Source organism: Microbacterium sp. AG790 (assembly GCF_003634765.1).
Classification (GTDB): domain Bacteria; phylum Actinomycetota; class Actinomycetes; order Actinomycetales; family Microbacteriaceae; genus Microbacterium.
Genome location: NZ_RBWZ01000008.1, coordinates 239,986 through 251,817, shown reverse-complemented (window position 1 = coordinate 251,817; position 11,832 = coordinate 239,986). Strand labels below are relative to the sequence as shown.

The following is an 11,832-nucleotide window of genomic DNA, read 5'->3' as shown; positions in this document are numbered from 1 at the left end:
GATCACGTCGTCAGCACACGTTTCACGCGTTTCTTCCGTCGCACGGGCGACGTCGTCACCGGCCGCCACCGATGATCCGTGCCGTGCCAGGGCGGCGCTTTGACCTCGGGCACCCCGCTGTTCATGCGCAGCTGCCAGCCGATGCGGTCGAGGAAGCGGTGGTGGTACCAGCACAGCAGGACGCCGTTGTCGGTGTGTGTCGGGCCGCCTCGGGCATGCTCGGTGACATGGTGGATCTCGCACCAGCCGGCGGGCACGCCGCAGCCGGGGATGACGCAGCCGCCGTCGCGAAGGGCGATGGCGCGACGCTGGTACCGGTTGAACACGCGCTCCTCGGTGCCGATCGCGACGATGCGACCGTCTGAGCCGGTGACGACGCGCTGGATCGCACCCGCGCAGGCGACGTGGCGGGCGACCAGCGTGCTGACAGGCTGATCGCAGCCCTGCGCGTGGGCGAAGCCCGTGCCGGCGACGAGATCGTCGGCGTCGACGGAGACCACCAGGGTGGGCGCGTATCCGCCGAGCGTGGGCAGGATCCCGCTGGATGCCGCGACACCGAGTGCCGCCGCGAGCGCATCGTGCTGCTTCTGCGGGCGAGTGCGCTCGTCCCGGACGATGAGCGGGGCGTCGGCGGCGGTGATCGGGTCGTCGAAGGCGACGGCAGGGGACAGCTGCGCATCGAAGATCGTCTGCAGCTGGGCGGCCACCTCCGGCAGGAGCGTTCCGCGGATCGGAACTCCTCCCGCGGTGGCCACACCGAGCACGACCGAGCGCTTCCGCTCCGCGATACGCTCGCGCGGCTCGGCGCCGTCCTGATCGAGCGCGAGCGCCCACGTCTGCGCGTGGATGCGCAGCAGCTCGGCGCAGGCGGGCGGCGCGGCATCCGGCCCCTCGCCGCGCGCCTCGGCGACGACGATGTCGGCGGCCTCCCGGCGTGCGGCCGAGGAGACGCGCGGCGCGGTCTGCTGGAGCGGTCCGGTGATCGCGAGGATGCCGTCGGTACCGACCACCCCGTCGACCATCGCGGCCCGCACCGACGGGAACGGCGCGTCGAGCGCCTCACCGGTCGTGGGCGACACGGCGCGGCGGACGGCCGTCGCCGCCCGCTGCAGCCGGGCCGCCGACCGCGGTTCGAGCCGGGTGAGCGTCTGCAGCAGTTCGGTGACGTCGCGGCATCCGAGGTGGGAGGTCATCCGCTCGTCGCGCACGGCGTTCTCCGAACGCCGCATGACCTCGCCGGTCGCGTCGATCAGGAGCGCCTCGACGAAGCGGACGATCTCGGCGATCGCGGTGATCTGCCGGGCGAGCTCGCATTCGGTGCCCCGCTCGAAGACACGGTTCGAGACCGCCGCACGCAGCACGTCAACGACCTGCGAACGCAGGTCATCGAGGGGCTGTGCGAGGAGATCCATACCCCCATTCTGCCGAGGGCCTCCGACACGACACGGTGGAAAAGTCCAGATCGAGAGACGAAACATCACACGCCGCGTGAGAGTGTTCTCATGCGCTTCATCGGCCTGCCCTAGAGTGAGCGCGACCACTGCACCCGGGGTGCGCGAGGGGAGCTGTGACATGAGAGTCGACCCGCTGCACCTCGTGGACGTGCTCATCTACCTGGTGATCCTCAACCTGACGGCGCAGTTCATCCCGAGCGTCATCGCGGAGAGCTTCGTTGTCTCGCTGGCGACGGCGATCATGCTGAAGCTCGTGCTCGAGGGCGTACTCCGCGTCAAGAAAGCCGTCGTCGCACGGCTGCGCGCCGCGTCGACGGGGGCGCGGCGTGTCACCTCGATCGTGATGCTGGTGCTGATCCTGCCCGGCAGCAAGTTCGTCGTGCTGTGGCTCGAAGACCTGCTCTTCGGCGACGCCGTCTCCCTCGGGGGCTTCTGGTCGGTGACGCTGCTTGTCCTCGCCCTCACCGCCGCCCGCGCAGGCGTGCGGCGCGCGATCGCGCCGGGGAGACCCACAACCTGAGGCGCCGCCCGGTTCGGGTAGAGTGGGACCGAACCACAGCAACCTTTAACACCGTCCAGAGAGGCGGAGAAGGGAGCGGCGGATGAGCACCGGTAACACGCGTACCGTGATGCAGACAGCCGACATCGCCCGCGCACTGACTCGGATCTCCCACGAGATCCTGGAGTCCAACAAGGGGGCCGATGATCTCGTCCTCCTCGGCATCCCGACCCGGGGAGTGACGCTCGCCGGACGCATCGGCGCCCTCCTCGGCGACATCTCCGGCACCTCCGTGCCGGTCGGTGCCCTCGACGTCACGATGTACCGCGACGACCTGCACCGCAATCCCACGCGGACTCCCCGCCCGACGCAAATCCCGGCCGGAGGCGTCGACGGCAAGACCATCATCCTGGTCGACGACGTGCTCTTCTCCGGACGCAGCATCCGTGCGGCCCTCGACGCGCTCGGCGACATCGGCCGCCCGGCCGCCGTGCGGCTCGCGATCCTCGTCGACCGCGGCCACCGCGAGCTGCCGATCCGACCCGACTTCGTCGGCAAGAACCTGCCGAGCGCGCGCAGCGAGCGCGTCAACGTGCACCTGGCCGACGTCGACGGCATCGAAGAGGTGACGATCGCATCATGAGGCACCTGCTCGACACCCGCACGCTCTCTCGCGATGACGCCCTGCGCATCCTCGACGTCGCCGAGGACATGCGCGACACCCAGTCGCGCGAGATCAAGAAGCTGCCGACCCTGCGCGGCAAGACGATCGTCAACCTCTTCTTCGAGGACTCCACCCGCACCCGCATCTCGTTCGAAGCCGCGGCCAAGCGCCTCTCCGCCGACGTGATCAACTTCTCGGCCAAGGGCTCCAGCGTCAGCAAGGGCGAATCGCTCCAGGACACCGCCCAGACGCTGCAGGCGATGGGGGCGGATGCCGTGGTCATCCGTCATGGCGCCTCCGGCGCGCCTCAGACGCTCGCCACCAGCGGCTGGATCACCGCGGGCGTCGTCAACGCCGGAGACGGCACCCACGAGCACCCCACGCAAGCGCTCCTGGACGCGTTCACCATCCGCAAGCGCCGCTTCGGCGACGACAGCCGTGGCCGCGACCTCGCCGGAGTGCGGGTGGCGATCGTGGGGGACATCCTGCACTCGCGCGTCGCCCGCTCCAACGTGTGGCTGCTGCACACGCTCGGCGCCGAGGTCACCCTCGTCGCTCCGCCGACGCTGGTTCCGCAGGACGTGTCGCAGTGGCCGGCTCGCGTCGTCTACGACCTCGATGAGGCGCTGTCCGCACGGCCCGACGCCGTCATGATGCTGCGAATCCAGCTGGAACGCATGAACGCGGCATATTTCCCGACTGAACGGGAGTATTCCCGTCGATGGGGACTGGACGCCGCGCGTCTGGCCACTCTGGCGGACGGTAGCATTGTGATGCACCCGGGCCCCATGAACCGGGGCCTGGAGATCTCCGCCGACGCCGCCGATTCCCCGCGATCGACCGTGCTGGAGCAGGTCGCGAACGGCGTCTCGGTGCGGATGGCGGTGCTGTACCTGGTGTTGGCCGGAGAGCGTCCCGGCGAGCGCGACACGAACGCAGAGGAGCACACCCCGTGACGGTTCGACACGCGTCGGCGCGCCCGACGATCATCCGCGGGGCCCGCATCGGCGACGGCGCGGCCGCGGATCTCCTTCTCGAAGACGGCCGGATCAGCGAGATCGGCGGCGGACTGGCTCGCACCGGCGCCGACGTCGTGGATGCCGACGGTCTGATCGCCCTGCCGGGCCTGGTCGACCTGCACGTGCACCTGCGAGAGCCCGGCTACGAGGCCTCCGAGACGGTGCTCACCGGCTCCCGCGCCGCCGCAGCCGGTGGCTTCACCACCGTGTTCGCGATGCCGAACACCTCGCCGGTCGCCGACACCGCCGGCGTCGTCGAGCAGGAGCTCGCCCTGGGCGAAGCGGCCGGCTACGTGCACGTGCAGCCGATCGGCGCCGTCACCGTCGGGCAGAAGGGCGAGCGTCTCGCCGAGCTGGGCGCGATGGCGTCCTCGCGGGCCCGCGTGCGCGTCTTCAGCGACGACGGCTTCTGCGTGTTCGACCCGCTCATCATGCGCCGCGCGTTGGAGTATGTGAAGGCGTTCGACGGCGTCGTGGCCCAGCATGCGCAGGACCCGCGCCTGACCGAGGGCGCGCAGATGAACGAGGGTTCCGTGTCGGCCGAGCTCGGCCTCGCCGGGTGGCCGGCCGTCGCCGAGGAGTCGATCATCGCCCGCGACGTCCTGCTCGCCGAACACGTCGGCTCGCGTCTGCACGTGTGCCACCTCTCGACGGCCGGTTCGGTCGACATCATCCGGTGGGCCAAGAAGCGTGGAGTGAACGTGACCGCCGAGGTCACCCCCCACCATCTGCTGCTGACCGAGGAGCTCGTGCGCGGCTACGACGCGCGCTACAAGGTCAACCCGCCGCTCCGCCGCGACGAGGACGTGCAGGCCGTGCGCGAAGGCCTCGCCGACGGCACCATCGACATCGTCGCCACCGACCACGCGCCGCATCCCGCGGAGGCGAAGTCGTGCGAGTGGCAGGCCGCCGCCAACGGCATGGTCGGCCTCGAATCCGCGCTGCGCGTCGTGCACCACGCGATGGTGCAGACCGGGATGCTCACCTGGGACGACGTCGCCCGCGTGATGTCGGCGGCCCCGGCGCGCATCGGTCGGCTCGACGACGCCGGCACGCCGCTGGCCGTCGGAGCCCCGGCATCCCTCACGCTGTACGACCCCGCTCCGACGCGGACGTTCGGCCGCGACGACCTGCGGGGCCGGAGCGTCAACTCGCCCTACCTCGGACGGGAGCTTCCGGGCGAGGTGCGCTGGACGTTCTTCCGCGGAGCCGCGACCGTCGCCAACGGCGTCGTGGCCGAGAGCATGGGGGAGGAGCGCGCATGAACCGCGAAGGCGCCCTCCTCGTCATGATCGCCGTCGCAGTCGCCCTGCTGGCGCTGGGAGCATTCGCCTGGCGACGACGATCGCGGCGGGATGCCGGGATCACCGCCCCCTTCGGGGAGGTGCCGGATGCCGCCGCCGTCCAGACCGTGTCGACCGGCTTTTACGTCGCCACGACCCGGCACGGCGACGCGCTCGAACGGCTCGCCATCCGCGGACTGGGCTTCCGCTCACGCGTCGACGTCACGGTCACCGACTGCGGCGTGGCGCTGGACCTCGTCGGCCAGCCGCGGATGTTCGTCACGACCGAGCGCATCGTCTCCGTCGGCCAGGCCACCACCGCCATCGACCGCGTTGTCGAGCCGGGCGGTCTCGTCCGCCTCGCCTGGCGCGCCGAACGCACCGACGGGACGACCGAGACGGTCGACAGCTACCTCCGCCCGCAGGACCAGTCCGCTCAGGGACTCGCCGCTGCGATCACCGCCATCCTGCCGCCTTCGACCCCGACCGCGACAGACCAGACCTCAACCACTTCGACGGGAAACGCCGCATGACCTTCTTGCTCGACCCCGCCGTCCTCGTCCTCGAAGACGGCTCCCGCCACCCCGGACGCGCCTACGGCGCCCGGGGCACGACCCTCGGCGAAGTCGTCTTCTCCACCGGCATGACCGGTTACCAGGAGACGCTCACCGACCCCTCCTACGCGGGACAGATCGTCCTGCAGACCGCGCCGCACATCGGCAACACCGGAATGAACGGCGAAGACCCGGAGTCCCGTCGCATCTGGGTCGCCGGCTACATCGTGCGCGACCCTTCGCGCGTCGTGTCGAACTGGCGCGCCGACGAGTCGCTCGACGACGCCCTCATCCGTGACGGCATCATCGGCATCGCGGGCGTCGACACCCGCGCCATCACTCGCGTACTGCGGTCTTCGGGCTCGATGCGCGGCGGCGTGTTCTCGGGCGAGGCCGCCGGCCTCGCGCCGGAGGAGCAGCTGCGCATCGTCCGCGAGGCCCCGCAGATGGCCGGCCAGAACCTCTCCGCCGCGGTCTCCGTGACCGAGGTGGAGCTCACCCCGGCCGCGGACGGCGTCGAGCGCCTCGGCACCCTCGCCGTGCTCGACCTCGGCGTCAAGCGCGCCACCGTCCTCAACCTGGCCGCCCGCGGGTTCGACGTGCACGTGATGCCGCAGTCGACCACGATCGACGAGATCCGCGCCCTCGCCCCGGTCGCCGTCTTCTACTCGAACGGCCCCGGCGACCCCGCGGCATCCGACGACCACGTGGCCCTGCTTCGCGCCGTGCTGGATGACCGCACACCGTTCTTCGGCATCTGCTTCGGCAACCAGCTGCTCGGCCGCGCCCTGGGCTTCGGCACCTACAAGCTGCCCTTCGGCCACCGCGGCATCAACCAGCCGGTGCGCGACAAGCAGACCGGTCGCGTGGAGATCACGGCGCAGAACCACGGGTTCGCCGTCGACGCCCCGCTGGAGGGTGTCATCGACAGCCCGAACGGGTACGGCCGCGTCGAGGTGAGCCACATCGGCCTCAACGACAACGTCGTGGAGGGCCTGCGCGCCCTCGACATCCCCGCGTTCAGCGTGCAGTACCACCCCGAGGCCGCGGCCGGTCCGCACGACGCCAACTACCTCTTCGACCGCTTCGCCGACATGGTGCGCACCACTCTGGAGAACAAGAACTGATGCCCAAGCGCGACGACATCAACAGCGTCCTCGTCATCGGCTCCGGCCCGATCGTGATCGGTCAGGCCTGCGAGTTCGACTACTCCGGAACCCAGGCGTGCCGCGTGCTGCGCGAGGAGGGCGTGCGCGTCATCCTCGTGAACTCGAACCCGGCGACGATCATGACCGACCCTGACTTCGCGGACGCGACCTACATCGAGCCCATCACGCCGGCGGTGATCGAGACGATCATCGCCAAGGAGAAGCCCGACGCGATCCTGCCGACCCTGGGCGGCCAGACCGCGCTGAATGCCGCCATGGCGCTGCACGAGCAGGGCATCCTCGACAAGTACGGCGTGGAACTCATCGGCGCCAAGGTCGACGCCATCCGCAAGGGCGAGGACCGTCAGATCTTCAAGCAGCTCGTGCTGGATGCCGGGGCCGACGTCGCCCGCAGCGTCATCTGCCACACGATGGACGACCTGATCTCCGGCGCCGCCGAGCTCGGCTATCCGCTCGTGGTCCGCCCCTCGTTCACGATGGGCGGGCTCGGCTCGGGCTTCGCCTACAACGAGGAAGACCTCCGCCGCATCGGCGGCGCCGGCCTGCGTGACTCGCCGACGACCGAGGTGCTCCTGGAGGAGTCCATCCTCGGATGGAAGGAGTACGAGCTCGAGCTCATGCGCGACATGGCCGACAACACGGTCGTCGTCTGCTCGATCGAGAACGTCGACCCCGTCGGCGTGCACACGGGCGACTCGATCACGGTGGCGCCCGCGCTGACCCTCACCGACCGCGAGTACCAGAAGCTCCGCGACATCGGCATCGACATCATCCGCGCCGTCGGCGTGGACACCGGCGGCTGCAACATCCAGTTCGCCGTCGACCCGGCATCCGGGCGCATCATCGTCATCGAGATGAACCCGCGCGTCTCGCGCTCGTCGGCGCTCGCGTCGAAGGCGACGGGATTCCCGATCGCCAAGCTCGCCGCGAAGCTCGCCATCGGCTACCGCCTCGACGAGGTCCCCAACGACATCACCCAGGCGACGCCGGCGAGCTTCGAGCCGACGCTCGACTACGTCGTGGTCAAGGTGCCGCGCTTCAACTTCGAGAAGTTCCCGAACGCCGACGCGACGCTGACGACCACCATGAAGTCGGTGGGCGAGGCGATGGCCATCGGCCGCAACTACACGACCGCGCTGCAGAAGGCGTTGCGCTCGCTGGAGAAGCGCGGATCGAGCTTCCACTGGGGCGAGGAGCCCCGCTCGGTGGAGGAGCTGCTGGAGATCGCGAAGACGCCGACCGACGGCCGCATCGTGACGCTCCAGCAGGCGATGCGCAAGGGGGCGACGATCGCGCAGGCCTTCGAGGCCACCAAGATCGACCCGTGGTTCCTGGACCAGATGGCCCTCATCAACGAGGTCGCCGCGTTCGTGCAGGCGGCGCCCGAGCTGGATGCCGCGACGCTGCGTCTCGCGAAGGAGCACGGCTTCAGCGACGCCCAGCTCGCGCAGCTGCGCGGCGTCACGGAGGCGGAGATCCGCGGAGTGCGCTATGGCCTCGGCATCCGCCCGGTGTACAAGACGGTCGACACGTGCGCGGGGGAGTTCCCGGCGCTCACGCCGTACCACTACTCGAGCTACGACCACGAGACCGAGGTCACGCCGAGCGAGCGCACCAAGGTCGTCATCATCGGCTCGGGGCCCAACCGCATCGGTCAGGGCGTCGAGTTCGACTACTCCTGCGTGCACGCCTCCTTCGCCCTCTCGGATGCCGGCTACGAGACGATCATGGTCAACTGCAACCCGGAGACGGTGTCGACCGACTACGACACGAGCGACCGGCTCTACTTCGAGCCGCTGACGCTGGAGGACGTGCTCGAAGTGCTGCACGCCGAGGCGAAGTCGGGAACCATCCTGGGCGTCGTCTGTCAGCTCGGCGGCCAGACCCCGCTGGGCCTGGCGAAGGGCATCGAGGAGGCCGGGTACACGATCCTGGGAACCTCGCCCGCCGCGATCGACATCGCCGAGGAGCGCGAGCTGTTCTCGCAGCTGCTCGACCGGGCCGGACTGATCGCCCCGCGTCATGACACCGCCATCGACGAGGCGGGCGCCGTCGCGATCGCCGAAGAGATCGGCTACCCCGTGCTCGTGCGCCCCAGCTTCGTGCTCGGTGGCCGTGGCATGGAGATCGTCTATGACACCGAGAGCCTGCGCGACTACTTCGTGCGCACCGCCGGCGAGGTCGTCATCGAAGAGGGCAAGCCGCTGCTGGTCGACCGCTTCCTCGACGACGCGATCGAGCTCGACGTCGATGCGCTCTACGACGGTCACGAGCTCTACATCGGCGGCGTCATGGAGCACCTGGAGGAGGCGGGCATCCACTCCGGCGACTCGTCGTGCACGCTGCCGCCGATCTCGCTCGGTCGCACCGAGATCGACCGCGTCCGTGCCGCGACTCATGCGATCGCGGAAGGCGTCGGTGTTCGCGGCCTGCTGAACGTGCAGTTCGCCGTCTCGGCCGGGGTCCTCTACGTCATCGAGGCGAACCCGCGGGCTTCGCGCACCGTGCCGTTCGTGTCGAAGGCGCTCGGCATTCCGCTCGCCAAAGCCGCCTCGCGCATCATGGCGGGCGCAACCGTGGCCGAGCTGAAGGCCGAGGGGCTGCTTCCGCTCGTGGACGGATCGCGCGTGCCGCTGGATGCCCCCGTCGCTGTCAAGGAGGCCGTGCTGCCGTTCAAGCGTTTCCGCACCGCCGACGGCCACACCGTCGACTCGGTGCTGGGCCCGGAGATGCGCTCCACCGGCGAGGTCATGGGCATCGACCGCGACTTCCCGACGGCGTTCGCGAAGAGCCAGGCCGCGGCGTACGGCGGCATGCCGACGTCGGGGACCGTGTTCCTGTCGGTCGCCGACGACGACAAGCGTGCCGTCATCCTGCCGGCCCACCGCCTACAGGAGCTCGGCTTCCGCCTCATCGCGACCGAGGGCACCGCCGAGATCCTGGCCCGTAACGGCATCCGCGTCGGTGTGGTGGGCAAGTACTCCGAAACGCAGGAGTCCGGCGAGCGCAACGTCGTCGATCTCATCAACGCCGGGGAGATCGACATCGTCGTGAACACCCCGTCCGGAGGAATCGCCCGTGCCGACGGGTACGAGATCCGCGCGGCGGCGGTGGCGGCCGACAAGGCACTGTTCACCACGATGGCCGTCCTGGGCGCCGCCGTGAGCGCACTGCCCGTCCTGCGTGAAGGCTTCTCGGTGCGAAGCCTCCAGGAGTATGCGCGCGACCGGTCGGACGCTCTCGCCGCCGCCGAGCAGCGGGCGGCCGTGTGATCTCGTCCGGTTCTCGACTGCCGTTCGGCTCTCGACTTCAGAAGGCCGTCGCGGCGCGCGGACGCCTGTGCGTCGGCATCGACCCCCACGAAGCGCTCCTGCGCGAGTGGGGTCTCGGTGTCGACGCCGCCGGCGTCCGCGAGTTCGGGCTGCGCACGGTGGATGCCGCGGCATCCACCGTCGCCGTCGTCAAGCCTCAGGTCTCGTTCTTCGAGCGATTCGGCTCGGCCGGGTACGCCGCCCTCGAAGAGGTGATGGCGGCGGCGCGCGCCGCGGGTCTGCTGGTCATCGCCGACGCCAAGCGGGGCGACATCGGCACCACGATGGACGCGTACGCCGCGGCGTGGCTCACGCCCGGCTCTGCGCTGGAGGCCGATGCGCTGACCGTCAGCCCGTATCTGGGCGTGGGTGCACTGTCGTCGACGTTCGCGTACGCGCTCGCGCACGACAAGGGCGTCTTCGTCCTCGCCGCCACCAGCAATCCCGAAGCCGCGGGGCTGCAGTCCGCCCGGCGTGGGCAGGAGACGGTGGCCGCGACGGTGGCCGCCGAGGTCGTCGCCGCTGATCCGACGGGTGCCGACGAGTGGGCGTCGCTCGGGCTCGTCGTCGGTGCGACGGTCGATCTCGCCGCGCTCGGGCTGCGCGCGTTCGAGCGTCCGGTTCCGCTTCTGGCGCCGGGCTTCGGCGCGCAGGGGGCGCAGCCGGCCGACCTCCCGCGTGTTTTCGGCGATCTCGCCGGGGCCGTCATCGCGAGCGAGAGCCGTAGCATCCTCTCGGCCGGCCCGGAGGGCCTCGCCGCACGCATCGCCGAGCGCGCAGAGCTGTACCGTGGAAGATCCCATGGCTGATTCCCGCACTCCTCCCGAGGTCGACCGCGTCGCGGCATCCCGTCGCGCTGTCGCGGCCCGACGCGAGCGCGCCGCGCTCAAACACGATGTCGCGATGCGCGTCATCACGCCGCAGGAACTGCTGCAGCGCGCCCTCGACGCCCCCGACTCGCCCGCCGGTGCGATGCGGATCACCGAGTTCCTGACGGCGCTGCCCGCCATCGGTGAGGGCAAGCGCGACCGCGTGCTCGCCGAGCTCGAGATCGCGCCCGTGAAGCGGCTCGGCGGACTCGGGACGCGCCAGCGCGCCGCGCTCACGGCGTGGCTCGACGGCCGCTTCCCGCCGCTCCAGCCGCGCAGCGGCCGCAGCCGCCTCATCGTTTTGGCCGGCCCGACGGCCGTCGGCAAGGGCACCGTCGCCGCCTACATCAAGGATCACCACCCCGAGATCCTGCTGTCGGTGTCGGCGACCACGCGCGCGCCGCGTCCCGGAGAGGTCGACGGCGAGCATTACTTCTTCGTGGACGACGCCGGCTTCGACGCCCTCATCGCCGACGACGCCCTCCTGGAGCACGCCACGGTGCACAACGCTTTCCGCTACGGAACGCCGCGCGCGCCCATCGAGAAGGCGCTGGCGGAGGGACGTACGGTGCTGCTGGAGATCGACCTGCAGGGCGCACGCCAGGTGCGTGCGGCCGCCCCGGACGCGACCCTCGTGTTCCTGACCCCGCCTAGCTGGGACGAGCTGGTCAACCGCCTCGTCGGGCGCGGCACCGAAGGTCCGGAGGAGCGCGCCCGCCGCCTCAAGACGGCGAAGGTGGAGCTGGCCGCTCAAGGCGAGTTCGACTACCGCGTCGTGAACGACGACGTCGCCCGCGCCGCCGCCGAGATCGCCACCCTCGCCCGCTGAGGCAAGCGGCTTCATCCGTCCGCAGACGCCGTCTCGGTCCCGCAGATGCGGCGTGTAGGGACGGATGAACGGCTTCCTGGAGCGTCGTTCGTCGATGAGCTCGGCGCCGGCGCGGCGCTGATAGAATGAACGGATGCCGCGGCATCCTGCGGCCACGAGTTCTCCCGCGTGGGCATTCCCC

Annotated in this window: 10 protein-coding genes; 9 read left to right on the top strand and 1 reads right to left on the bottom strand. The window is 70.4% G+C overall.

Translation table 11 applies throughout. The features are described 5' to 3' along the window. Positions 1-2: 2 nt before the first annotated feature. Positions 3-1,412: an HNH endonuclease signature motif containing protein gene (locus DEU37_RS14935; RefSeq protein ID WP_220699833.1), complete on the bottom strand. Its 1,410-nt coding sequence runs from the start codon at positions 1,410-1,412 to the stop codon at positions 3-5. A 160-nt stretch (positions 1,413-1,572) separates the two neighbouring features. Between DEU37_RS14935 and DEU37_RS09070 the strand changes: the two genes are divergently transcribed. The 9 genes from DEU37_RS09070 (at position 1,573) to gmk (ending at position 11,651) form a co-directional block, all read left to right on the top strand. Further along, on the top strand, positions 1,573-1,974 hold the full coding sequence (locus DEU37_RS09070; RefSeq protein WP_121190375.1) for a hypothetical protein: 402 nt from the start codon (positions 1,573-1,575) through the stop codon (positions 1,972-1,974). 82 nt (positions 1,975-2,056) lie between these two features. Continuing rightward, positions 2,057-2,596 carry a bifunctional pyr operon transcriptional regulator/uracil phosphoribosyltransferase PyrR gene (pyrR, locus tag DEU37_RS09065; RefSeq protein WP_121190373.1) on the top strand — a complete coding sequence of 180 codons (540 nt, stop codon included), beginning with the start codon at positions 2,057-2,059 and terminating at the stop codon, positions 2,594-2,596. Then, positions 2,593-3,573, top strand: coding sequence for an aspartate carbamoyltransferase catalytic subunit (locus DEU37_RS09060; protein WP_121190371.1), 981 nt, complete (start codon positions 2,593-2,595; stop codon positions 3,571-3,573). Before pyrR ends, DEU37_RS09060 begins: the two co-directional genes overlap by 4 nt. Continuing rightward, complete coding sequence (locus DEU37_RS09055) at positions 3,570-4,901, top strand: dihydroorotase (RefSeq protein ID WP_183043638.1); 1,332 nt, start codon at positions 3,570-3,572, stop codon at positions 4,899-4,901. The genes DEU37_RS09060 and DEU37_RS09055 overlap by 4 nt, the downstream gene beginning before the upstream one ends. Further along, a complete protein-coding gene (locus DEU37_RS09050; RefSeq protein WP_121190370.1) occupies positions 4,898-5,452 on the top strand; it encodes a hypothetical protein in 555 nt (184 codons plus the stop codon). The genes DEU37_RS09055 and DEU37_RS09050 overlap by 4 nt, the downstream gene beginning before the upstream one ends. Then, positions 5,449-6,600, top strand: a complete 1,152-nt coding sequence (carA, locus tag DEU37_RS09045; protein ID WP_121190368.1) for a glutamine-hydrolyzing carbamoyl-phosphate synthase small subunit — start codon at positions 5,449-5,451, stop codon at positions 6,598-6,600. Before DEU37_RS09050 ends, carA begins: the two co-directional genes overlap by 4 nt. Further along, positions 6,600-9,914, top strand: a complete 3,315-nt coding sequence (gene carB, locus DEU37_RS09040; protein ID WP_121190367.1) for a carbamoyl-phosphate synthase large subunit — start codon at positions 6,600-6,602, stop codon at positions 9,912-9,914. Before carA ends, carB begins: the two co-directional genes overlap by 1 nt. Continuing rightward, positions 9,911-10,762: an orotidine-5'-phosphate decarboxylase gene (gene pyrF / locus DEU37_RS09035; RefSeq protein WP_183043637.1), complete on the top strand. Its 852-nt coding sequence runs from the start codon at positions 9,911-9,913 to the stop codon at positions 10,760-10,762. The genes carB and pyrF overlap by 4 nt, the downstream gene beginning before the upstream one ends. After that, positions 10,755-11,651: a guanylate kinase gene (gmk, locus tag DEU37_RS09030; protein ID WP_121190365.1), complete on the top strand. Its 897-nt coding sequence runs from the start codon at positions 10,755-10,757 to the stop codon at positions 11,649-11,651. Before pyrF ends, gmk begins: the two co-directional genes overlap by 8 nt. Positions 11,652-11,832: the final 181 nt, after the last annotated feature.